Origin of the sequence: Paenibacillus tuaregi, from assembly GCF_900086655.1 — a bacterium.
Lineage (GTDB): Bacteria > Bacillota > Bacilli > Paenibacillales > Paenibacillaceae > Fontibacillus > Fontibacillus tuaregi.
On the sequence record NZ_LT575476.1, the window covers coordinates 1,059,699 to 1,083,492 of the forward strand.

21 protein-coding genes are annotated in these 23,794 nt (G+C 42.8%); 12 read left to right on the forward strand and 9 right to left on the reverse strand.

All coding sequences use genetic code 11. The features are described from left to right. Positions 1 to 121: 121 nt before the first annotated feature. The 3 genes from BN6628_RS04830 to BN6628_RS04840 form a co-directional block, all read right to left on the reverse strand. On the reverse strand, positions 122 to 1,465 hold the full coding sequence (locus BN6628_RS04830; protein WP_068615046.1) for an MFS transporter: 1,344 nt from the start codon (positions 1,463 to 1,465) through the stop codon (positions 122 to 124). Between the two features lie 37 nt (positions 1,466 to 1,502). Beyond that, complete coding sequence (locus tag BN6628_RS04835) at positions 1,503 to 2,831, reverse strand: aminotransferase class III-fold pyridoxal phosphate-dependent enzyme (protein ID WP_068615049.1); 1,329 nt, start codon at positions 2,829 to 2,831, stop codon at positions 1,503 to 1,505. Between the two features lie 256 nt (positions 2,832 to 3,087). After that, complete coding sequence (locus BN6628_RS04840; RefSeq protein WP_068615053.1) at positions 3,088 to 4,323, reverse strand: helix-turn-helix domain-containing protein; 1,236 nt, start codon at positions 4,321 to 4,323, stop codon at positions 3,088 to 3,090. 958 nt (positions 4,324 to 5,281) lie between these two features. Here BN6628_RS04840 and BN6628_RS26565 point away from each other — a divergent pair. Then, positions 5,282 to 5,734: an IS3 family transposase gene (locus BN6628_RS26565; protein ID WP_235847579.1), complete on the forward strand. Its 453-nt coding sequence runs from the start codon at positions 5,282 to 5,284 to the stop codon at positions 5,732 to 5,734. Beyond that, positions 5,634 to 5,903, forward strand: coding sequence for an IS3 family transposase (locus tag BN6628_RS26785; protein WP_262363144.1), 270 nt, complete (start codon positions 5,634 to 5,636; stop codon positions 5,901 to 5,903). The genes BN6628_RS26565 and BN6628_RS26785 overlap by 101 nt, the downstream gene beginning before the upstream one ends. Before the next feature lie 240 nt (positions 5,904 to 6,143). On the opposite strand, the gene BN6628_RS04855 is transcribed toward BN6628_RS26785, so the two are convergent. After that, on the reverse strand, positions 6,144 to 7,091 hold the full coding sequence (locus tag BN6628_RS04855; RefSeq protein WP_068615057.1) for an AEC family transporter: 948 nt from the start codon (positions 7,089 to 7,091) through the stop codon (positions 6,144 to 6,146). Position 7,092: 1 nt separating this feature from the next. After that, entirely contained in the window at positions 7,093 to 8,325 is a 1,233-nt protein-coding gene (locus tag BN6628_RS04860; RefSeq protein WP_157692458.1) for a M20 family metallo-hydrolase, read from the reverse strand. A 328-nt stretch (positions 8,326 to 8,653) separates the two neighbouring features. On the opposite strand from BN6628_RS04860, the gene speB reads away from it, so the two are divergent. Next, positions 8,654 to 9,655, forward strand: a complete 1,002-nt coding sequence (gene speB / locus BN6628_RS04865; protein ID WP_082926800.1) for an agmatinase — start codon at positions 8,654 to 8,656, stop codon at positions 9,653 to 9,655. A gap of 344 nt (positions 9,656 to 9,999) precedes the next feature. Here the strand turns inward: speB and BN6628_RS26390 are convergent, their stop codons facing one another. Beyond that, entirely contained in the window at positions 10,000 to 10,176 is a 177-nt protein-coding gene (locus tag BN6628_RS26390; protein ID WP_187386108.1) for a hypothetical protein, read from the reverse strand. A gap of 201 nt (positions 10,177 to 10,377) precedes the next feature. Between BN6628_RS26390 and BN6628_RS04870 the strand changes: the two genes are divergently transcribed. The 7 genes from BN6628_RS04870 (at position 10,378) to BN6628_RS04900 (ending at position 18,541) form a co-directional block, all read left to right on the forward strand. Beyond that, positions 10,378 to 11,820, forward strand: coding sequence for a SulP family inorganic anion transporter (locus BN6628_RS04870; RefSeq protein ID WP_089153592.1), 1,443 nt, complete (start codon positions 10,378 to 10,380; stop codon positions 11,818 to 11,820). Between the two features lie 185 nt (positions 11,821 to 12,005). Further along, complete coding sequence (locus BN6628_RS04875; RefSeq protein WP_068615063.1) at positions 12,006 to 13,616, forward strand: AraC family transcriptional regulator; 1,611 nt, start codon at positions 12,006 to 12,008, stop codon at positions 13,614 to 13,616. A gap of 154 nt (positions 13,617 to 13,770) precedes the next feature. Further along, positions 13,771 to 14,754, forward strand: coding sequence for an ABC transporter substrate-binding protein (locus BN6628_RS04880; RefSeq protein ID WP_068621991.1), 984 nt, complete (start codon positions 13,771 to 13,773; stop codon positions 14,752 to 14,754). Positions 14,755 to 14,763: 9 nt separating this feature from the next. Continuing rightward, entirely contained in the window at positions 14,764 to 15,768 is a 1,005-nt protein-coding gene (locus BN6628_RS04885; RefSeq protein ID WP_068615066.1) for a FecCD family ABC transporter permease, read from the forward strand. Further along, on the forward strand, positions 15,765 to 16,793 hold the full coding sequence (locus BN6628_RS04890) for a FecCD family ABC transporter permease (RefSeq protein WP_068615070.1): 1,029 nt from the start codon (positions 15,765 to 15,767) through the stop codon (positions 16,791 to 16,793). Before BN6628_RS04885 ends, BN6628_RS04890 begins: the two co-directional genes overlap by 4 nt. Positions 16,794 to 16,832: 39 nt before the next feature. Next, entirely contained in the window at positions 16,833 to 17,648 is an 816-nt protein-coding gene (locus BN6628_RS04895; RefSeq protein WP_068615073.1) for an alpha/beta hydrolase, read from the forward strand. Positions 17,649 to 17,764: 116 nt separating this feature from the next. Next, complete coding sequence (locus tag BN6628_RS04900) at positions 17,765 to 18,541, forward strand: Cof-type HAD-IIB family hydrolase (protein ID WP_068615076.1); 777 nt, start codon at positions 17,765 to 17,767, stop codon at positions 18,539 to 18,541. A 181-nt stretch (positions 18,542 to 18,722) separates the two neighbouring features. Here the strand turns inward: BN6628_RS04900 and BN6628_RS04905 are convergent, their stop codons facing one another. From BN6628_RS04905 to BN6628_RS26040, 3 genes are all read right to left on the reverse strand, one after another. Continuing rightward, positions 18,723 to 19,166, reverse strand: a complete 444-nt coding sequence (locus BN6628_RS04905; RefSeq protein WP_068615079.1) for a hypothetical protein — start codon at positions 19,164 to 19,166, stop codon at positions 18,723 to 18,725. Positions 19,167 to 19,212: 46 nt separating this feature from the next. Beyond that, a complete protein-coding gene (locus tag BN6628_RS04910) occupies positions 19,213 to 20,136 on the reverse strand; it encodes a hypothetical protein (protein WP_068615083.1) in 924 nt (307 codons plus the stop codon). Between the two features lie 160 nt (positions 20,137 to 20,296). Then, positions 20,297 to 20,584, reverse strand: coding sequence for a hypothetical protein (locus BN6628_RS26040; protein ID WP_148449258.1), 288 nt, complete (start codon positions 20,582 to 20,584; stop codon positions 20,297 to 20,299). Here BN6628_RS26040 and BN6628_RS04915 point away from each other — a divergent pair. After that, positions 20,574 to 21,608, forward strand: a complete 1,035-nt coding sequence (locus BN6628_RS04915) for a LacI family DNA-binding transcriptional regulator (RefSeq protein WP_068615086.1) — start codon at positions 20,574 to 20,576, stop codon at positions 21,606 to 21,608. The two genes, BN6628_RS26040 and BN6628_RS04915, sit on opposite strands and share 11 nt — an antisense overlap. 258 nt (positions 21,609 to 21,866) lie before the next feature. Further along, entirely contained in the window at positions 21,867 to 23,765 is a 1,899-nt protein-coding gene (locus BN6628_RS04920) for a sensor histidine kinase (RefSeq protein WP_068615089.1), read from the forward strand. The last annotated feature ends 29 nt before the right edge of the window (positions 23,766 to 23,794 follow it).

Genomic DNA, 23,794 nt, shown 5'->3' on the forward strand with positions numbered 1-23,794 from the left:
TGGGGCATATTTAAGCCAGGAATAAAACTGATCTATAATATTGTGCACTATTTGTTTATGTAAACAAAGCCAACAAAAAGATCGAGAAAAATTCCTTGATCTTTTTGTTGGCTTAAGGGCTCTAAATGGATCTCAAGGTTTTACCTGGACTACTCGTTTCTTGTAGCGTCTTTCTCTTTGTTTCTGGAGCCCATACTAATGCAACCAAGAAACCGATAAAACATAACACTGCTGCCCAAATCATCGTCTGATTGACACCTATTTTTAGTAATGCAACAGGGACGAGATAAGTTCCAACGGCAGACGAGAGACGCGTTATCGCAGTTGCAAAGCCAAAAGCTGACCCCCGGATTTCAGTTGGAAATAGTTCAAGTGGATATACTGCAGTTAAAATATTTGGGCCCCCATTAAAGAGGGCGTATACAGCAAAACAAATTACGGCGATCATGCCCGTTCCTTCCGGCAGAAAACCTAAAACAAGCAAAGGTATCGTTAACAGTAAATATCCCCAAACAGCTAGAGGACGTCTACCCACAGTTTCAACTAATCGTAGTGCAGGAAAACAGCCTAAGAGCAAGAACAGTGTCAATGCAGCATATCCCCAAATCCATTGATTGCCTTCAGCCAATCCTAGTGCTTGCAAAATTTGAGGCCCAAAACTATACATTGCATACTGTGGTATGTTAATAATGGACCACAGAGTTATGACGAAAACAAGCCTTCCCAAATATTCCTTCTTAAATAGCTTGGCAAAACTTGTTTTATTTTTTTGATCTTCCTGCAGGTCTTCAATTGTAACATTATCTCCCCATATCTTCTTTGCAATTAATAAGGCTTCATCGACTCGCCCTTTACTTGCAAGCCAACGGGGGGACTCAGGAGTATCCCATCTACCAATCAATAAGATTATGCAAAAAACAGCTGAACTTCCTAACATCCATCTCCATGAATCAGGACCCCATGATAACATATAGAATCCAATGGCTGAAGCGACAATTGCTCCAACATTCCATATGGTTATTACTGCTCCATTTAAAACACCTCGATGTTTTTTGGGAGTGAATTCTGTTACTAATGCCATGGATATGGGATAATCTGCACCTATCGCAACGCCCATTATTAACCTCGTAATAAAAAACTCAAAAGGGCTTTGTACTATAAATATTGCTAATGAACTAACAAGCATTATCAATAAATCTATGATATACATTTTTTTTCGGCCGACAAAATCAGACAGATAGCCGCCTATTAATCCCCCAAAAAACATACCAACCAAAGAGGCTATTGCCTCCAAACCGATCCAAGTTTCATTCATACTCAGTGCCGGCGCTGCGGTAACAAGTGCAATACCAATCATGATGAGTATATAACCATCAATAAAAATTCCACCACTAGCAAACCCGACTATTTTTCTTATTTTAGAAGAAGTTTTAGAGTCTTCAATTAATGATGCTGCAATACTCATGGCATTATGCCCCCCCTAATATGAATGAACGTGCTTGTCAATCAACTTTGTGCACATATTTATCAAGTAAAGATAAACCATTGTCCAAAACAGACATAACTTCATCAATCTGTTCTTTTGTACATATTAATGGAGGTGTAATTAGTACAATATTTTTGGTATATCCAAATAAAATTCTATTCTCTTCCATAAAACGAATCAGTTCATCTACAGGACTTGCACCTCCATAGTAGGGACACATGGGTTCGCGAGTTTTTCTGCTGTAAACCAACTCGAAACCTCGCATTAAACCAATACCTCGCACATCATCCATACACTGGTGTTTATGGCTAAGCGTTTTGAGCCATTCATCAATGTATTCACCCATGTTTTTTGCATTTTCTACCATATGTTCTTCTTCGATAACCTCTATTACAGCGTCTGCCGTCGCACAAGCTAGAATGTGACCACTATATGTTAGACCAGCTGGTAAATATTTATCATCGAAATAGTTACAAATATCCGTACTTACTGCCACTGCTCCAAGAGGAATATAGCCACTTGTTAATCCTTTAGCCATGACGACCATATCTGGTTTTATACTATAATGTTCAAAAGCGAAAAACTTGCCTGTTCGACCAAAGCCAGCCATTACTTCATCGAGGATAAGTAAAATATTGAATTTGTCACATATCTCTCTTAGCTTTTTTAAATATCCATCAGGAGGAGGAAGCATACCATTCGCACCTATTACGGTTTCTACAATTACTGCTGCAATATTGTATGGGTTCTCATACATCATAATCTCTTCAATGTGAGTAGCACATTCCAAATTACAAGATCCTGATTTTTTGCCGAATGGACAACGATAACAGTAAGGAGCAAGGCTTTTCACAGCCCCAGGCACACCTGGCTCAGATGCCCATCGTCTTTGATCACCAGTAAGCGAAGCAGCGCCAGCAGTAGCACCGTGGTATGAACGATAACGAGAGATAATCTTTTGTCTACCGGTGTAAATTTTCGCCATTTTAACTGCATTTTCTACAGCATCAGCACCCGCGTTAGTATAAAAGATCTTTCCAAAATTATCAGGAAGCTTACTAATTAACTTTTCCGATAAATTACCCTTAGGAATAGATGAGTATTGAGGAGAGCCACATGTAAGTTTATCGATCTGTTCCTTCATGGCAGCAATTACTTTTGGATGCTGTTTTCCTACATTGCAGCTAGCCTGATCGGCACGCATATCATAATATTTATTTCCATCTGCATCATATACAAATAGCCCGTTACCAGATACCATTGGTGTTCCGGTTACCTTATTCTGGACAGCCCATGTGAATAAACTATAATCCCTGTTTTTTTTTATAATCTCGCTTTGATTCATAAATATACACCGTTCCCTTTCTTTTTATTTTTCATATCTATAAATTAACTTCTAGAAAAACTCGAAACAATGTTTAAACTGCACATATATGTTGTAGCGTGTGCTCAAATATTACATGAATATGTTATTTAACTTAACAAATAGATTGATTCTTATTGATTTTTTCTTTCACAGCTCGAATTTTTTTGCAACAAAAAAGCTTATTACAGAATGATTTTCCGATTCTGAATAAGCTTAAAATTATATGGGTTATCGATTAGATTGATTGCCTGTCCGAAAATGCGAGTTTATAGAATATGGTTAGCAGTTGAAGTTCGAAACAATCATTGATGTCAAGGAAGTTCTTATTAATGATCTGCTCAATTTTTTGCAGTCTGCTAGACATGGTATTTCGATGAATAAACAGTTTCTCTGCCGCTATGCTAATGTTTTTATCACATTCGAGATATACGCTGAGTGTTTCAAACAAATTCGTTTTTTCTGTTCGATCAATTTCTAACAAAGGTTTAATGTTCAATTCAATTAACTCATTAAGCAAAGGGTTATTTATTTGAGAAACAATAAAGAGAGGAATCAACATATCTTTGACTTCAATTACCCTGTTAGAAATTCCCAACTTATAAGCGACGTTTGCGACTTGCTTTGCTTCATCTATACTCTGGTGAAAGTCATTGAGGTCTTCGTATATATTTCCAATCCCAATATTGAAACTTGATTTATCTTTATATTCTTGAAGTTCATTGAGTATCATGTTGGCGATTTTGTTAATGGGAAGATCAAATTGGTTCTTGGGAATTAGAATTAAAAACGAGTCCAATAGAGAGGCCATTAGAGCTTTTTCGAAGTAGCGATTAAGTGTTTTTTTACAAATACTCTCGATAAAGTCTACCACTTGAGAAGATCTTTTGACCCATTCTGACATGTCTGTTTGATGTTTTGTTATAGACAATGAGATTACAATGGCTTGATGTGGGAGTGATAACTCGAATTTATGAAATCTTGCACTTGCGATAAAAGCGTTTTTATCTCTTATATCATTGGTCATGATATCAAATAAAATGTGTTGTCCCTTTATTCTTCTATCATCGTTGTTTACAATTCGATAGCTAATTTCAGAGACAAGGTCTGTTATGGCTGGTTGTTCGCTATCTAAATATATAAGTGGCAATTCGCCTTCTTTGGCCGCATTAATTGCGTTAATAGGAACATGTGGCAAGTAATCACTCTGATAAATAATAACTGCGCTAAGATTTAGTCCTATTGCTTTGTGCATTAAAAAGAGCAGTGTCTCTTCTGGGTTTTCTTTTAATATCTCTCCCAGTATGATTAAGCAATCTCCACTTCTAAGACATGGAATTACATCCCCTGGATTTTTGGATAACTCTGCCACATGTGACCATCTAATGGCATTATATAGTTTCTTTTCGCCAGCCAATAGTTTTGCTCGTTTTAAATACTGGGACTCCAACAAGTGGATACATCTATAAGACATATGTTCTCCCCCTTTTTTTGCAAGTCGTCAATGAGTAATATGAAGTTCATGTTATTGTATATATCATTATATGTCAACAATAATAACAATAGGGCTTGATTGTAATTAAGAGTTAATAGAGAATTCGAAGTTAGTGGGGGAAGTTACATAATAAATTTGTTTATTATTATAAAGACTTAATTAAAGGTGACCACTTTAGTTATATTGCCGAAAATGAAAAGAACATGATACAACTACTGAACTGTAACCCGTAAGATGGACACTTGAAAAAAGTGACCTCTTACGGGTTTTTGTGTTTTAATCATACTATCGAGAAAACACGGAGAATGAACATCATGAGAAAAATCAGAACAGGATTTACTGAAGTAGAGATCAGGCTGTTGGAGTCCAATCCGAACCTAAGCCGCATATCGAGGAGAAACATTTCGTATGCTCCAGCTTTTAAGCTCGCAGCGGTTCAAGCTAACCAAGCGGGAGGGCCACCCAAGGAAATTTTCCCAAAGCAGGCTTTAATATCGAATTCATCGGTTAGAGGACACCTACAGAGAGCCTATACCGTTGGAGAGAGACCTATGCTAAGTACGATGAGGCTGGTTTGCTAGCGGAGCGCAGAGGTATAGGAAGTACAGGGACGATCAAAACGTGAATCTTCAGCAGAAGAGAAGCTGAAACAAGCAGATGCTCAGATTAAACTCCTCGAAGCGGAGAACGAGCTTTTAAAAAAGCTAGAAACGCTCGAAAGGCGAGACAGTAAGGAGTTGACGCCTTCCGAGCGCTTTCAGCTCATTAACCAAACGGTTCGTAAGCATGCGTTACGACGTTTAACACGTTACCTTTGTCGAATTGCTGATGTTAGTTCGAGCGGCTATTATCGTTGGTGCAGGGCTGAAAAAACACGTGGCTACGAGAGACGGCCGATCCATACGACTTCCAGCTTATTAAGGGGCATTTTGAAGCCTTGAACGGAACAGCAGGCGCATTGGTCATCAAAATGAGGCTGGAGAAATTGAATGGCATAGTAATGAATCATAAAAAGATTCGTCGTATCATGCGCAAGTTCGGGTTGGCAGCTATGATCCGTCAAGCCAATCCCTATCGCAAGATGGCTAAAGCGACGCAAGAACATCGTACATGTCCTAACCTTCTGGAGCGCAAGTTTGATCAGGGAGAACCAGAGAAGGTCTTCCTTACAGACATCACATGCATGCGCTATGGTAGCGGTCAATGGGCATATCTTTCTTGTGTGAAGGATGATGCTACGAGGCAAATATTGGCGCACTATCTCTCTTCAACTTTGGAGTTAACATTGGTTGAACGGACCATGGCTCGCTTACTCAAACGATTGGACGGCAATATTCATCCAGACGCCATCTTCCATTCCGACCAGGGGGACACACCATACACACCCTAGAACCCGTCTCCTTATCGCCAAGGCTAGGTACTACAAAGATTGTCAATCTCTTAAAGAACTGCGACTACAGGTTAATGATTATATGGCCCATTACAATTCAGAAGGCTATCAATGGACATTAAAAAAGATGACTTCTGATGAATTCAGAAGCCATCTCTTAGCTGCTTAAGATCATAGTCACTTTTTCAATGCTATCCACAAAGGGGGTTACAGTTCACTACCCGGTTCTTGAAGGCTTTTGCTTTCCAGGCGATATCGAAGGTGATCGGCCACACTTTGTTAATAGTCGGTATACATAAAAATATTATCTCTTTAAGCCTACAAAAAAAGGGGGCATCCAACAAGTCTTCATTGACGACTTTTGAATACACCCCGCTTGATCGAATCTACTCAGATTGTTACTACACTTCTATGGAAAAAGTACATATTGAGCACAAATTGCTGTTATTGGGATAGTCACAATACTTAGTAATGTGGAAAGTAATGTCCCTTTTGTAGCAAAATCGATATCTCTATCAAATTTTTGAGCAAATACAACAGAAGATAACGCTACGGGCATACCAGCTTGAATAACAATGACCAATTTTAATAAATCAGGCATCCATGTTACTTGATGTACTATTAATAATGCCAGAAAAGGCGTTACAAGTAATTTGAGAAAACACGTCCAAAATATAATTGAGTTACTAAAAAAGTCTTTGATTGGAATCGTGGCCAATTGTATTCCTAATATTAACATAGCCATTGCAGGTGTAGCAGATCCTATAATTTCAATTGATTCTTTAAAAACATTTGGCAGTGAAATTTGCGCTGAGAATAACAATAAGCCCAGAATTACACTAACAAAGCACGGATTCATCAGACTTCGCAAGAAAGTTTTTTTTCGAAACTTATCTTTTATATTACTTCCACCCATTTTTACCATCTGCATTCCAACAGAAAACATAAAGATATCGTACACCGCGTCACATAATATTCCATAGAAAGCAGCCTCTTGACCAAATAAAGAATTTAATACAACAACGCCTATCATACCTGTATTACCGAATACTGACATGAAAATAAAAAGATTCGATTGATTTACGTTGATATTTTTTATTTTAACTAATAGCTTTGCTAAAAGTAGTAACACCAATATCAATATCGTAAATATCAATACTATGATTAAAGCATTTTTTACGACTTGACAGGAGTATTCTAACTGCATAGAACTTAAAATCATACACGGATAAGTAACCGTTGTTGCTACCGTTGCAAGCTCAATGGATGTTGATTTTTTAAAAGTATTGAATTTGCGTGCAACATAACCTGGAATAATCATAACAAATATCTTAATCAAAGCTAAAGCAATGATCATATCACTCCTCCTTAGATAGCTTCAGTACGGTATCTAGGAGAACGTTCAAGCCTTTTTCAATATCAGCAAAATGAGCATCTTCTTCTGGGCAATGGCTCTTACCACCAACAGTCTTTATAAATATCATGCCGACTGGGTAGAGGTTTGAGATTTGAAAGGCATCGTGGCCTGCTCCGCTAAATAAATAATTAAATTTATCGCCGCGTTCAATTACAGATTCCTCTATAATGTGTTTAATCTTATCATCAAAAATTACAGCTTCCATATGACCAATTCGTTTAATTTCATAATCCACTTTATACTTTGCACATGTGTTCTTTACAATTTCATAGACCATCTCTAAGCCATGTTCTACAATTTTGGAATCTTCACTTCGTATATCCTGTGTAAAAGTAACTTTCTCCGGAATAATACTTGGTATATTCGGTTCCACCTCAAATTTCCCAAATGTAACTGTTGTATTGCCGTTATATGATTCAATCATTTCTTTCACCTTAGTTACAATTTGTGCAGCCGCCAATAATGCATCCTTACGCATGGACATGGGTAGAGGACCTGCATGATTTGCTTCCCCTTTAATTACAATTTCATTCCATGCCATCGATTTTACACCCTGTACAATACCTAGAGATAGTCCTTCTTCTTCTAGTATTGGTCCCTGTTCAATATGTAACTCCAAGTAGGCTTTCATATTGTTTATACGATTTTCTTCTTCTCCGCAGTAACCAATTCTTTTTAATTCTCCTTCAAATGTAATGTTTGAACCAACTGCTTTTTGAGAGTAACACTCCTCTTTATTAAAAGTTCCAACAATAACCCCAGAACCCATCATGCCTGGCAAAAAACGAGTACCCTCTTCGTTAGTCCAGGAACACATGACAATTGGGCACAAAGTCGAAATATCCATGTCATTTAGGCTTCTTATTATTTCAAGTCCAGCTAACACGCCGATGATTCCATCAAATTTCCCGCCATTTTGAACAGTATCGAGATGAGAACCAATGACAATAGGTGGCAGTTGGTTATCTTTACCTTCTCGGATACCGTAAATATTTCCCATATCATCAATTTTCACTGTTAAGTTAGCGTCTTCCATCCAAGCAACCAACATATCTCTTGCTGCTTTATCCTCATCTGTTAAAGCCAATCTAGTCAGGCCCCGATTTTCCTGATATCCACCACAAGCCAATAATTTATCAAAAGATTCAATATACCTCGTAATATTAACCTTCATAATGTATACCTCTCCTCTAATCATAATGATTAGCATTATATGATTTAGCTAAATCACGGACAATTATCATAGCTAACATAATACATGTGCATTCTGCTGAAAGATCAAAGTACTGTCATGGGTTCCTATATCAACAAGTGATTGTAATTGTGTTGAAGAACAAATTATATGTTTTAGTTTATTGTAGGTTCAACAGGATGCATATTTTTATTATGCAAGAAGGCCATACCTCCTGGTTCATTAAACTAATACAATATGGATAAATGAAAAACATTTCTCATATTTATCGACTTAGCTAAAAAATAAAAGTTTTAGGAGGGTCAATCAATTGAGTCAAAAACTTAAAGCAACGAATAAACTTTTGAGAAACAGAACAGTCGGTGTAAATACTTTTATGAAATTACCTTTAGTTGAAGAAATTGAAGAATTGGAAGGAGAACCAGCTGATTTTGCTGTTGTAGGCATCCCGGATGATTCTGGTGCATTTTTTCGTGTAGGTCAACGTTTTGCGCCAAATTCCATTCGGGAGATCTCTGCGATGTTAAGATCAATAAATATGGCAATTGGAACTAATATTGATGAAGAACTCAGAGGTTTTGATAATGGGGATGTAAACTGTGTACCATCCAACACTGAAGAAAATCAACATCGAGCAGCAGAAAAAATTACTAAACTTGTAGAACATGGTATCATTCCGGTTTCCATGGGCGGCGATCACTCAATATCATTAGGCCCAATCCGAGCCGTGGGGAAACACTATGGAGCTGTAGGATTAATTCATTTTGACTCACATGTTGACTCTTATGAAGGAGGCTTCGGCTCAAGATACAACAACGGAACTACGTTACGACGCGGTATAGAAGAAGGTGTGTTGGACCCAAATAGAATCATCAGCGTTGGTATTAAAGGTACCTTATTTAACGAAGACGCAGGGGGGAAAATTTCAGAGGATTTAGGAGTCGAAGTTCTTACTATGCAGGACTTTGAGGAAATTGGAATTGAAGAAACTATCCAGCGTATTCGTGACCGAATCGGCGAAGGACCAGCATATCTTACTTTTGACATTGACTGTATGGATCCTTCATGCGCTCCAGGAGGTGCAGTTTATGAATTAGGTGGGTTTAACTCGCGCGAAATTATTCGTATTATGAAAGGAATTAAAGATCTTAACATAGTCGGCTATGATATTGCTGAAGTTTGTCCTCAATATGATACTGGATCTATTACGAGTTATATGGCAGCAGAATTTATGCATATGTTTATTGCGATGATTGGAATACGGAAACGTAATATGACGGAAAAACAGAACTCGATTCCATCCCAAATCTAATTGCAATGATCAAACGCTTCTCAACATGTTGAAAAGTAAAATTTTCACAAGCTGTAACAACTGTTTTCAGAAATATGCCATTGGAGAACAGTCGCTTAGTAGCTTTATCCTACTTACAAGTTGTTTATACAAATATAAATATCTTCGTAAAAGAGGGTTGGTCAACCCCCATTAGTGGAACATTGAAAGAACACCTAACTACAACAGTCATTTCAGAGTAATCTTTGATTTTGTTGTCTGCTATTAATAGAGATGAGAGCAAGCCGGGATTAGCTCCGGCTATACAGGCAAAAAGCCCGGGGAAGTTTCTTTCCCGGGTTATTCAATAGACAGTCAAAGGTTATTTAGAATTTGGGGAATACATATTTGACGAGGAAGTAAAGAAAGCCGAAGAACAGAATGATATAAGCCGCGTACTTGATAAACGTGGAAGCTACCATGCTGGAATCCGTTTTATGCTGGATATCCCGTCTTTCTACTTCCACATTGCTTACCTCTGTCCGATCCTGCTGATTGTTCATGATCTTTTCCTCCTTTTCGTAAGATCACTTTCCATAGCGCTTACGGTTGTTTGATATTTTATAAACGGATGCCTGACGAATGAAACAAAGGCTTTATTACGCACTAGATAGTGCTGACCTTATCTTCTTGACGGGTACGATATAATGGAAAAGATGAATTTGGAGACATAGACATAAAGATCGGAGAGTGAGAGATTTTTGCTGGTGGATTGGATCAGACAGGGTTTTTTAGGAAATGTCCGTAAAGATATTTTATCAGGGCTTACCGTCGCATTTGCCTTGATTCCAGAGGCGATTGCTTTCTCCATCATGGCAGGGGTAGACCCGATGGTGGGCTTGTATGCCTCTTTTATAATTGCAGTAAGCATTTCGTTCTTCGGAGGAAGGCCGGGAATGATCTCCGCCGCTACCGGAGCCATGGCCTCACTGATGGGCCCCTTAATTGCCAAATACGGCATTGAGTATCTGTTCGCCGCAACAGTCTTAACTGGGATTTTGCAGTGGATCATGGGTGCGCTCCGGTTTGGGCGGTTCATTACTTTTGTGCCGCATTCCGTTATGGTAGGTTTTGTTAACGCATTAGCTATTATCATCTTCATGGCCCAGCTCCCCAACTTTGAAGGAGCTTCTTGGGAGGTCTATGCGATCTTGGCAGCGACGCTGCTCATTATCTATTTGTTTCCGCTGCTGACCAAGGCGGTTCCTTCCGCTCTTGTGGCGATTATTGTGATGACTCTGGTGACTGTCCTTGGGGGGATCGATGTGAGAACTGTGGGAGACATGGGGAACATCACCCAGTCTCTGCCGTTCTTTCATATACCCCAGGTGCCTGTTAGTCTCGACATGCTGCTGGTAATTCTGCCATACTCTCTCGCCCTTGCCGTTGTAGGCATGACGGAATCCTTGCTGACCGCAACTCTCGTGGATGAGCTGACGGAGACCAGCAGCAATAAGAACCGTGAAATCCGCGGCCAGGGGATAGCCAATGTCCTAACCGGTTTTTTCGGAGGAATGGCGGGTTGTGCGATGATCGGTCAGACCGTCATTAATGTGAAGTCTGGAGGCCGCACACGCCTGTCTACTTTTGTGGCGGGCACGTTCCTGCTGTTTCTTATTCTCGTGCTTGGGGATGTCGTAAAGGAGATTCCGATGGCAGCTCTGACAGGCGTTATGTTCATGGTCTCCTTCGGAACATTTGATTGGGGCTCACTTCGAAGTCTTCATAAGATTCCAAGGACCGATGCGGTTGTTATGGTCGTAACGGTACTGATCGTTGTAGCTACGTCCAATTTGGCCATTGGCGTCATATGTGGTGTGATTCTGAGTGCATTATCATTCGGCTGGAGAGCGGCCCGTCTGAGGTTCACATCCAAGATGGATTCGGGTCATGTCAAAAGATACACCGTGACTGGACCGCTCTTCTTCGGCACGGCTTCCCAGTTCATTCAGGCGTTCTCGGCGGCCGAGGACCCTGAGAAGGTGATCATTGATCTAGGCGGTTCCCATGTGTGGGACCATTCAGCGATAACCGCGATCACTAAAGTGACTGCCAAATATGCCGAGTCCGGCAAGCAGGCTGTAATCACCGGCTTGAATGAAGAGAGCCGGCTGTTGATGGATAAGGCGGGTTACGCCCGGGGCTGAAAGCCGGGTTGGAAGTATAAAGCTTCATTATAATAAGGCGACCGTAGAGCATGTCCTTGATGGGATATGGCCGGTCGTCTTTTTTACGTTGTAACCAAGTCTCCTGAATAACTTGACCGGGAAGGAACGATTATGATAGTTTAACGATAATGATTATCATTTTCATATAGAAAGGGTTGTTTGCTTTGTGTTCTGCTCTTATCCGGACTGAAAGCCTGCCGGTATTCTTGGACGATCTATGGTTCAAATTCCGCAGGATTGACTTGGTAAGGGGTGACGGGCTGCCGCAGCAGCTCCTAGACTCTTATGCTCTGATCGTGGTTCGAACCGGCATGGGTCAGCTCATGGTGGATCTCCAGGAATATGGGCTAAGAGGCCAGACTGTATATATTATCCGTCCCGGCCAGACCCTAGGCGCTGAATTTGGGGCATACAGCAATTTGGAAATGTACGTGATTCACTTTGATATCTACCAGGATTCGGGAGCCTTTGACTCCTTCCCGCTGAAAGGGGAAGTTCCCGTCGGCTCTGGAGATCAGCTGCTTGAGCTGTGTGACTTGATGCTGCTAAGCAGCCAGAGCGCTTGCGAGCTTGAGCGGTTCAGGGGACAGTCCGCATTTCAGGAGCTGCTGTATAGAATACTTAAGAATTTCCGCACGGAACAGGACAATGAGGGCCTTGGGACGCTTGAGCGGACCAAGCTGTATATAGACCAATATTACGCGGAGGCCCTTTCGGTTCATCAATTGTCCCAGATGGCGGGACTCAGTCCTAAATATTATGGGGAGCTGTTTAAGAAGACTTATGGCATCAGCGTGATGGACTACATAGCCCAGACCCGGGTCAATTCAGCGAAAAAACTGATGCTGCAATCGAACGCCCGTCTGGCCGATATTGCGCATCAGGTTGGTTTCAACGATGAGTTCTATTTCAGCCGCAAGTTTAAAAAGGAGACAGGAGTATGCCCGACAGCTTATTTAAAGAACCGAAGGCGCAGAATCGCGGCTTACATGTCACCGGTGCTCGGCTTTTTGCTGCCGCTGAATATGATGCCTTTTGCCGCACCACTTCATCCGAAATGGACGGCTTACTACCATAAAATGTACCGCTCCGACATTCCTCTTCATCTTAGTGCGTACCGTTATAACCAGGATTGGGAGGCCAATGTGGATGCTTTAATGAATTCGGCCCCCGACCTCATCATTGCCTTGGATATTCTCCGCCCTGAAGAACAAGCCAAGCTTGAACAGGCTGCAGAGCTTGCTCTGATTGATTCTATGTCGGATTGGCGGACCCAATTCAGACAGGTGGCCTGTCTGGTTGAGGCGGAGCAGGAAGCCGAAGCTTGGCTGAGGGCTTATGAATGGAAGGCAAGATCAGCCAGGGAACAGCTGTCGAGAAGGATCGGGGATGAACGCCTGATGGTATTAAGCCTGCATAAGGATGAGCTGATCAACTGCCCGGCCAGAGCGGTTGGGGAGGTCATCCGGGATGATCTCCAGTTGAATGTGACAGTTCCCACCAGGAGTCTGGAGCATCGCCAGGATACTATACTAGTGAGCGAGCTTATGGAGTCTGATCCCGACTGGATTCTGCTTAATGTACGGCAGGAATCCGAGACTTTAGCTTATTGGGAGATGCTTAAAGCCTCAACTCAGTGGAGGGATCTTAAGGCCGTTCGCAAGAATCAGGCTCATATGATCCACTCGGACCCTTGGCGGGAGTATTCAGCTTATGCCTGCAAGCGTATGCTGGATGATCTGCTTTATCATATATCCGGAGATCGTCCAGATTGATTCTGGAGATCGTCCATGTTCTTTGGAAATAGCTCTCCTATATAATCAATAATGAGAATCATTATCAATCTAAGTGATTGAATAAGTAGAAGACCAGGAGAGGGGAACAAAGAAAGTGAAGAACAGAGGGTGGGCCGCATTGGCCGTTATTTTGATGGTGGGAGTACTATCCGCTTGCGGATCGAAGGGGGAGGTCAAGGACTCTGCAGGTGGAACCAAGGCCAATAGTACAGCTGTCACCACATCCGCAGGGGAGTCCAAGAGCTCAGGCTCAGCTGAGTCAGGTGAGATGAGAACCATTACCTACCTGGACAAAACTTACACTGTTCCGGCCAAGGCGCAGCGGATTGTAATTACCGGATCGATCGAATCCATGGAGGATGCGCTTGTGTTGGATGTCACTCCGACAGGGGCGATTACCGTGGGCGGTAAATTCCCATCGTTGTTCACCAAGATCACTGAAGGGACTGTGGGAATTGGGGAGAAGACACAGCCTGATCTGGAAGGAATCTTGAAGCTGAAGCCGGATGTGATTTTAGCCAGCACCAAGTTTCCTGCGGAAACCTTGGAGAAATTCGCCAAAATCAGTACTACGATCCCGGTATCTCATATTTCATCGGACTGGGAGAAGAACCTGAACCTCCTTGCGGAACTTACAGGAAAGCAGGCGCAGGCCAAGCAGCTGCTTGAGAAGTATAAGTCCGACTTGGCTGAGGTTAGGAAAACCCTGAATCCGGTGTTCAAGGATAAAAAGGTGCTGGCGATCCGCATCCGCAAAGGAAGCATCTGCATTTATCCGCAGAACGTCTTTTTTAACCCTTCTATATATGAAGAATTAGGAGCCTCCGTACCTGATGAGGTGGCTGCGGCCAAGGCCCAGCAGCTGATTTCTCTGGAGAAGTTCTCGGAGATCAACCCGGATTATGTCTTTATCCAATTCTCGGAGGATGAGAATAAGGAAACGCCAAAAGCGTTCGAGGAGCTTCAGAACAATCCGATCTGGAAAAGCGTGAACGCTGTGAAGAACGGGCATGTATACACGAATCTCGTTGATCCTTTGACCCAGGGCGGAACAGCATACAGCAAATTCGCTTTCCTGGAAGCCTTGAAGAACAGCACCTTAATGCAAGCAAAGTGAGTGGGTCTAATGCGTTTTAAAATTCCTGTTCATCTCCTGATCCTGTGGAGCGCACCTGTCATGGTCGTGCTGATTATGCTTCTCTCCATTCTATATGGGGCCAAGAATATCAGTCTGAACACCTTGAGCGAAGCGGTGTTCCACTTTGATCCAACCGAGGTGAACCATCAGATTATTATGCAGTCCAGAATTCCAAGAGCCGCCGGGGCACTGCTCATAGGAGCATTTCTTGCCATATCAGGTGCCTTAATGCAGGGGATGACAAGAAATTATCTTGCGTCCCCTTCTCTTATGGGGATTTCAGACGGATCGGTATTTGCAGTTACGCTGGGTATGATTATTCTCCCGGGATCGTCTTCCCTGGAACTGATCGGCTATTCGCTTATAGGTTCTGCGCTTAGCATGGTTATTGTATTTGGGCTTGCGTCTCTAATGCCGGGAGGTTTATCCCCGGTTAGACTTGCTATTCTTGGAACCGTCATAGGCACGTTCCTGAGCAGTGCCTCCGCAGCGGCGGCAGCCTATTTTCAAATTTCTCAAAATATCAGCTTCTGGTATAATGCCCGACTTCATCAAATGGACCCGGCTCTCATCAAGCTGGCTATGCCATTTGCTGTGGTAGGCATTGTGCTGGCTTTAAGCATTTCCAAATCGGTCACCATTATGTCCTTAGGGGAGGATATCGCCACGAGTCTGGGCCAGAGAACATTCTGGGTCAAATGTGCAGCCATTGCAAGTGTCGTACTGTTAACGGGGATTGCGGTAGCGATTGCGGGCAAAATCGGATTCGTCGGGCTGATTATCCCACATATTGCAAGGTTTCTTACCGGCACGGACTATAAATGGATTATTCCCTGTGCCGGCGTGCTGGGGGGATGCTTCCTTGCGCTGTGTGATATTCTCAGCCGCTTATTAAATTATCCGCTGGAGATGCCGGTCGGTGTCGTGACAGGCATCATCGGAGTTCCCTTCTTCCTGTATCTGATCCGGACCAAAGGGGGCAGACGAATATGACCAAGGGAAGCAGAGGTTACTATACGGCCGTCCTTGGAGTGATGATTCTGCTGCTTCTGTTCGGGGCTTATTTCAGCCTGACACAAGGCTCCATGGATATGACGGTGAAGGAAGTCATAACGACCCTGCTCCGCCTCGATGTCCAGCCAGACCGGGATCTGGTTATCTTTGAGTTCAGGCTGCCGCGGATTGTTATTGCCGTGCTGGTTGGCGCCGGTCTGGGAATAGCCGGGGCTGTGCTTCAGGGGATTACCCGGAACGGCCTGGCCGATCCCGGAATCCTTGGGATTAACGCGGGGGCAGGAGCAGCCATGGTGATCTTTCTGTTCTTTTATCAGGGCGAGATTAAAGGGACGGGCTGGGGCGCGATCATGGCTATGCCGATGTTCGGGCTGATAGGGGGACTTCTTTCGGCCGCGCTGATTTTTGTTTTTGCCTGGAAGAGAGGAAGTCTTGAGCCGGAGAGGCTGCTGCTTAGCGGGATTGCCGTGGCATCAGGGCTTGGAGCGCTGACCATTTATTTTACACTGAAGATGGATGCCAAGGATTTTGAGATGGCCGCGGTCTGGACCGCAGGAAGCATCTACAATGCAAATTGGAAATATATCGTATCGATGCTTCCCTGGCTGCTGATTCTGATACCAGTCATTTATTCCAAATCCCGGCTGCTCGACTTGTTAGGGCTTAAGGATGAAAGCACGAGAAGCTTGGGAGTCGCAGCAGATAAGCAGAGAACCCTGCTGCTTCTATGCAGCGTGGGTATTGTCAGTGCCTGTGTATCCGTATCGGGCGGAATAGGGTTCATCGGATTGATGTCCCCTCATATCGCCTCGCGTCTTGTTGGACGCCGCCATTCCCGCCTGCTTCCCGCCTGTGGTTTGATCGGGGGATTGCTTGTCATGATCTCGGATTATATCGGGAGAACATTATTCTCCCCGGTTGAGCTGCCTGCGGGAATGGTTGTGGCCATCCTGGGAGGCCCTTATTTTATCTATTTAATGTACCGGAACAGGCGGCAGGCCTGACTAATATAGACTTTTAGACAGGAAGGGGCAGTGGAAAAGATGAATCTTATACAAACTCAGGCGGCGCATCCGCATGTGAGATACTTCTCCATGAAATCCGATTCAGGGGACCGGAATTATCGCATCTATGTGGCCTGTCCTTTTGCGGAACCTCCGGTAGATGGATACCCGGTTATTTATGTGCTTGACGCTAATGCCGTGATCTACACGATAGTTGAAGCCTTGTGCATCCAGGCCAGACGTCCGGAGAAAACAGGCGTAAGTCAAGCTGTTATTGTGGGGATTGGATATGACACGGATGAGCCTTTCTCCCCGGCCCGCCATTATGACTTTACCATGGAGGTTCCCTTGGAGGAGCTGCCAGCCCATCCCGAAGGTAGAACCTGGCCCCGGCAAGGAGGGGCTGATCGGTTCCTACGATTTATCGAGGAAGAGCTCAGACCTGTCATTGAACAGGAGTTTCCGGTGAACCGTGACCGGCAGACCTTGGCTGGCCATTCGCTGGGAGGTCTGTTTGTGCTGTACACTTTATTCACAAAGCCGAATTTGTTCAGGAACTACGCTGCAGGAAGCCCGTCCATTCACTGGAATGAGGGCCTTCTGGCTGATCTGGAGTGCAAGTTCGCCGGAAGCCTTCCCTCAAGGGCTGGAGATATTCGTGTTTTTATTGGGGTAGGGGAACTGGAGCGAAGACACCCCAGCCGCATGAATGAGAATGCCGAGGCACTCTATGAGCGGTTGCGCATGCTCGAAGGGGCCGGATGTTATACCGAATTCCACGAATTTGAAGACGAGAATCATGGATCTGTCCTTCCTGTTTTTATGAGCAGGACTTTACGTTTTGGCATGCAGTAGACAGGAATATAGCTCCACCATTGGAAAGAGAAATTTTAGAGGGGACTTGACCTGAAATGCGTTTCATATCTTATGCTGTTCCCTACAGACATCATTAAAGATAGGATGGGATAGGTATGGAGCGAAGACTCATATTTTTTGATATTGACGGTACACTGCTGGATCATAGAAAAGAGCTGCCTGAATCTACGATTCAGGCGGTACACCAGCTGAAACAGGCTGGGCATGAGGTGGCTATCGCCACCGGACGTGCCCCGTTTGCTTTTAAGGAAATCCGGGAGCGGCTGGGTATTGAATCCTTTGTATCGATGAACGGTCAATATGTGGTTTACCAGGGTAAGGTCATTCACAAGAATCCGATCGAGGCATCAATTGTTCAGTCGCTTACTGAGTTTGCGGCCCTTCAGGATCATCCACTCTTGTATATGGATGAGGAGGATATGAAGCTGAATGTGGTGGAGCATGAGCGGATAATTGCAAGTTATGTGCCGCACAAAATGGATATCCCAACCTATGACCCAAAGTATTACTTGGGTAGGGACATATATCAGTGCATTCTCTTCTGTACTGAGGAAGAGGAGGCGCGTTATTTGGAGGGCTTTACCCAGTCCCTCAAATTTGTAAGATGGGGTGAGGTGGCGGCTGATGTGCTGCCGACAGGCGGCTCCAAAGCGGCGGGAATCGCGAAGTTTGTGGAACATACCGGTTTTGAGCGGGAAGAAGTCATTGCATTTGGAGATCATCTGAACGATCTTGAGATGCTTGCGTATGTCGGACACGGGGTCGCCATGGGCAATGCCTTGGATGCCGTGAAGCGCATTGCGAGATATACAACCAAGGATGTGGGCGATGACGGGGTTGCCTATGGACTTCTGCAGTTAGGGCTTATCTAGAATCCGGCTAGCCTCATTTCTATAGCTTCATCTGATTTCTAAGAGGTAGCTTATTCTGGTTACTAACTCAAAAACACCTCCAAGGTTATCTCCATATCTTACGAAATGGCTGCATTCACTTGAAGGTGTTTTTGTTTGTTTTATGTTATGAGATTAGTCCCACGAGCTGAACTTTTTAGTATTAACGGATGGCCCCTATCGTGTTGATTAATTGATTAGTTAAATCTACATTGCTAGGATCTTTGGAAAGCTCTTTTATTTGACCCTTCAACTTGTTTAACTGGTCCTCGGTTATTTTATAAGTTGAATTTTCAATATTAATTAGAGCCGATTCAAGCAGATTTGCTACCGACGAGATCCCTGCCTGTGAATTATTAAAACTACTTAAGGGGGCTAAGGCCCTCATATGTGATGCAGCTTGCAGTATTACATTTAGGTTTGATGGTAAGGTGGTGATATCTACTTTTGATAATTTATGGTCTAATTCACTGACACTTGAACTCAAGCTATCATCAATTTTTAATTGCAAATTCCTTGCCTTCTGCTGATATTGAAAAGTCATAATTAAAAAAAACGCAGCAATAATAATCAAACCCAAAATAACGAATTTATAGCTCTTAGCCATAGATAACCACCTCACGTATTAAGCCAAAGCTCAAATGTCACTTGGTTTATTGAGCTTTATAGGTTAATTGACAAAACGAATTTACGTCAGCAAATTTGTCAGCATAAGTAAGTCCCAAACTCCCCCCTAGAGGAAGACTAACACTTGGACTAATAGTTGCCTGTGTTTCTTGGTGACGATAGTATCCTTTAGTATCATAAACAGATCCGACCTTCCAGGTACTACCTTCTCTTGGAAGAACCGTAACACTTATATAAGCACGCTCATTTTGTGTTTGGCGCGGAGAATTAAATAGATCGAATTTAGCGGCAACTCCTCCAACATCATACACTATATCAGCTGAATTGTCTGTAAAAGTATCCCATTTGGAATATGTTCCATCCCATAATTCAGCTTTATGTGAAAAACTAGCTGTCCCTTTTTTTATGGCCACCCCTTGGTTTACTCCTAATGCTAAGATATCTAACTTTTTATTGCTGGCATCCTTAAGCCAAGTAGCATAATTAGAAATTGTTCCATTATTAGCGTAATAGGTCATATTTGTTTCTAATCGCAACCAGTCAGTGACCTTTACATCAGAATCAGAATTTGATAATGGGCTAATGGCTCCTTCATTTCTTTTTGCTTGTTCGACTTCTGCTAAAGCCTGCTCTTTTGTGAGTTTCGTAATAATCGGCTTACTTTCTACGTCCGCTGTTTTAAGACCTTTGTTATTATTTGACTTTGTCGGTTCATACTCTATTCTAAAATATTCCTCCTTGTTCTCACTTACGATTGGTTGTTGGGAAGAAAATTTCTTTAAATCCTTATCAGTCAAATCCTGAGCAAATTCTTTAGATATTCCATACTTGTTAATTACATATTGTTCTTGTTCCTCTCTAGTTGTTAATTGAGAACCTTCATTTGCTGACGACAATCCTGGAAATACCAAACAGAATAGTAATGAAAAAACTATCGCCTTCTTCAACATCTATTCCTCCTTAGTAATAAATATTATCATGAATATGGTATATTTACCCAAATAAGTATTATTGAAACAAATATTTACTATTTTTCTCTTTTAAATTTTACTCACACTCCTTTTTTGGGGACCACCCCTTTTATAAGACAGGACAAAAACACTATTGAGTCTAATAGCCAGTTGTCGGAATCCGGCGACCAGTTAATAATTTTGTTTCAATCGAATCGAGATAGTAGGTAGTGTAGTCTCGAACGGCCTGTTCAACGATGGCTGATACGGTTACTTCTTCTCGAATCGACTGCATCCAGGCGACAAGAACTCGAGGCTCTAAGTCCTTTCCGCCGCACTCGCGGCTTGTTTTTTGTTTGTTGTTGACTTCTAGCGGGGGCTTGTCTACAATGTGCACAGGATTGCTGGAAATATAATCAATTTGGGAGCTGAACTTCTTGATCACCATTTATGACATTGCCCGTGTTACAGGATATTCACCGACTACGGTATCGAAGGTGTTCAATGGCTATACCGACGTAAGCCAGAAGACACGCCGGATCATTCTGGATACCGCTGCCGAGCTTGGATACGTGCCTAATGCCAATGCACGGAGCTTAACCATGAAGCGCTCCTGGACGATAGGCATGCTGTTTGTCGAACCGACGGGCACGGGTATCCGCCACCCCTACTTTGCCGGTGTTATTGAAGGATTTAAGAAGGTTGCGACCTCTCTAGGGTATGATCTTATATTCATATCCAAAGACATTGGCGGGAGACCAAGCGGTTATTTGGAGCACTGCAAGATCAGGGGAGTTGACGGGGTCGTTGTTATTTTGCCGGATCATTCTGATCCCTACTTCCATGAATTAATGGACAGCAGCTTTCCCATGATCATGCTGGACTATGATACAGACCGGGCCAGTACGGTCAGTTCGGATAATACCGAGGGCAGTATAACAGCTGTAGAATATCTTTACTCGCTCGGACACCGGAGGATCGCCCATATCTCGGGAGGCATGAGCACCTTCGCTGGAGCCAGACGTAATTTAGGCTACAAGCAGGCGCTGGCTAAATTGGGCCTTACCTTAGATCCCGCTTATATTGTAGAGGGAATTGAGGGGGATTACACGGTGGACAGCGGCTATTATGCCATGCGCAAGCTGTTTGAGCTTAAGGATTGGCCAACTGGCATATTTGCAGCAGGGGATAATCTTGCCGTTGGCGCCATGCAGGCAATTAAGGAGAAGGGGCTTAGTGTTCCAGAGGACTTCTCGCTCATAGGGTTTGATGATATTGAAATGGCGAAGTACCTTACACCGGCTCTGACGACGATCAGGCAGGATACATATCTGTTGGGAAAAACCGCTGCCGAGATGCTTATCAGTTCCATAGTGAACGCAGATGCGAAGGGTGGCGCACAAGACGTCATTCTACCCACCGAGCTAGTGATCCGTGAATCTTGCCGCCGGTTAACTGAAGATGAAGATTAGGAGATCTCATTTTGAGGTCTCCTTTACTATGTTTGCACTTGAATTAGAACTTTTTACCTATTAAATTATGCTAATCTATTTACCAAAATGGAAATATTTGATAGTGTTAAGATAGCCGGCAAGCAAACATCTACGATATGAGCAGCTAAGATAAGCACCGTTGAAGGTGCTTTTCTTATGGTCAGCAAACTTCTGCAGGCTTGAGGTTGTTGAAGTAATAGGAATGCGGTTCTTTCATTAAATCGTAGAGGTGCAAAAATGAAGGGTGTTCTCAAAGGAATTATCATTGTAATGGTTTTACTTGGCCTTGGCTTTGCTCTGTATTCCACAGGCCTGCTTAATAACAACAAGCTGGATGCCTATAACGTGACCAAATGGAACGTTGGATGGGTGAAGGACCTGAACATGCCTGCACAAAATGAGGAGATTAAGACAATTAACGGCTGGCACCCGGCAGATATCGACAATCCTATGCCGGGGGAGCCTGATAACACGGCTCAGGCATGGATTAGGTTCCAGCTCCCCCCGTTGGGTGAGGGTACACAAGCTGTTCTCCTGGACAAGGTCTATGCCCGAAGTATTGTTATTTATATCGGGAACACTAAAATTTATCAATCATCGACCAAGAAAGATTATCCGACCAAGAAAATCATAGCCCCTTTTCAAGTAAAGGATCAGAATAAGACTATTTATATTGGGTTAACACCACAGAATTCCCGGTCTGGGCTTATGAAAGATGCGATTAAGGTAGGGGATTATGAACAATTAGAGAAGTATTATGTGAAAAGGGACATCTTGGATTTTATTCTTGGTGGAACACTTTTACTTATTGCGTTAGTAATGCTGATTTGTTTGCTTTTTTTGAATTATGAGTTTTTAACGAGTTGGATAGCTTTGTCTGTAGTGATCTTATCAAGCGGTTTATTGGTCATTACTTATTCAACATTCTTGTACACTTTTTATGAAGTGAATATTAGAGGAACTCAGTGGATCTTTGATGGTGCATTATTTGCTTTGCTATTCTCGATAAGCGTGTTTTTTGAGAAAACGATTGGAAAAGGATACTATTCCATCATCCCAATTACAAGAAGAATTTATGCCGTTTATGGACTCATATGTTTCTGCATGATCATCTTCAATGTAGCTAACAACTATGAATACGATAATTTATATCGTACTTTAACCACCACAGTTACTGGTTATATTATGATTGTCCAGTCTGTTATTATGGTAACTACTGCATTGGTTGAGGCTCTCAAAGGGAAGATGGAGGCTATCGTTTTCTCAACTGGATTTATTTTGCTAGCATTTACAAGTCTTATCGAATTGATAATTTATTTTGCTGAAAATCAGAAATATGTACTTGTATTATGGAAATTTGGTTTAATTTGCTTTGTTATTTCTCTAATCGTTATTTTGGGTAGAAAGTTCGTCAAGAATCATGAGCAGCTTGTGGAATATTCAGGACGACTAGAATTGTTCAATAATGAACTTCAACAATCCGAGAAAATGGAAATTATCAGTGAGCTGGCTGCTTCGGTGGCCCACGAAGTGCGAAATCCGCTGCAGGTAACGCGGGGATTTATCCAACTCATGGCCGAGAAGCATCAAAGCCAGGACAAGGTCTATCTAAGTATGGCACTTGAGGAGCTTGACCGGGCATCTGGAATTATTACGGATTTCCTGACCTTTGCCAAGCCGGAGGCGGGAAAAGCGACAGTCCTCAATGTATTGAATGAGTTTATACATATCGAGGGAATTCTTGTGCCTATGGCTAATCTGCAAGGCGGGCGTATATCCATGAACATTCCGCCTTTGCTTCAGGTTAGAGGGAATTCCTCTAAATTCAAACAGGCCTTCATTAATATAATAAAAAACAGCATTGAAGCGCTGCACGGACATGGAGAGATACACATTTGGGCTTATGAGAAGGGGAATTATGTTTATATCCACGTAAAGGATGATGGAGAGGGAATGACTCCGTCAGAACTTGCACGTCTCGGTGAGCCGTATTTCTCGAATAAGAGTAAGGGAACAGGCCTTGGGTTAATGGTTACCTATAGCATAATTGAGGTTATGAGCGGAGTATTAACGTTTAAAAGTGAAAAAGGGGTTGGAACAGAAGCTGTTATCCGGCTTCCAAGCGTTAAGGAATAAAGTTGGAAACCGGATAACTGTTAACAATC

Coding starts and splice junctions, on each gene's coding strand:
- BN6628_RS04830 (WP_068615046.1), bottom strand. CDS start 1,465: ATGAGTATTGCAGCATCATTAATTGAAGACTCTAAAACTTCTTCTAAA.
- BN6628_RS04835 (WP_068615049.1), bottom strand. CDS start 2,831: ATGAATCAAAGCGAGATTATAAAAAAAAACAGGGATTATAGTTTATTC.
- BN6628_RS04840 (WP_068615053.1), bottom strand. CDS start 4,323: ATGTCTTATAGATGTATCCACTTGTTGGAGTCCCAGTATTTAAAACGA.
- BN6628_RS04855 (WP_068615057.1), bottom strand. CDS start 7,091: ATGATCATTGCTTTAGCTTTGATTAAGATATTTGTTATGATTATTCCA.
- BN6628_RS04860 (WP_157692458.1), bottom strand. CDS start 8,325: ATGAAGGTTAATATTACGAGGTATATTGAATCTTTTGATAAATTATTG.
- BN6628_RS26390 (WP_187386108.1), bottom strand. CDS start 10,176: ATGAACAATCAGCAGGATCGGACAGAGGTAAGCAATGTGGAAGTAGAA.
- BN6628_RS04880 (WP_068621991.1), top strand. CDS start 13,771: ATGGTGGGAGTACTATCCGCTTGCGGATCGAAGGGGGAGGTCAAGGAC.
- BN6628_RS04885 (WP_068615066.1), top strand. CDS start 14,764: ATGCGTTTTAAAATTCCTGTTCATCTCCTGATCCTGTGGAGCGCACCT.
- BN6628_RS04890 (WP_068615070.1), top strand. CDS start 15,765: ATGACCAAGGGAAGCAGAGGTTACTATACGGCCGTCCTTGGAGTGATG.
- BN6628_RS04895 (WP_068615073.1), top strand. CDS start 16,833: ATGAATCTTATACAAACTCAGGCGGCGCATCCGCATGTGAGATACTTC.
- BN6628_RS04900 (WP_068615076.1), top strand. CDS start 17,765: ATGGAGCGAAGACTCATATTTTTTGATATTGACGGTACACTGCTGGAT.
- BN6628_RS04905 (WP_068615079.1), bottom strand. CDS start 19,166: ATGGCTAAGAGCTATAAATTCGTTATTTTGGGTTTGATTATTATTGCT.
- BN6628_RS04910 (WP_068615083.1), bottom strand. CDS start 20,136: ATGTTGAAGAAGGCGATAGTTTTTTCATTACTATTCTGTTTGGTATTT.
- BN6628_RS26040 (WP_148449258.1), bottom strand. CDS start 20,584: ATGGTGATCAAGAAGTTCAGCTCCCAAATTGATTATATTTCCAGCAAT.
- BN6628_RS04920 (WP_068615089.1), top strand. CDS start 21,867: ATGAAGGGTGTTCTCAAAGGAATTATCATTGTAATGGTTTTACTTGGC.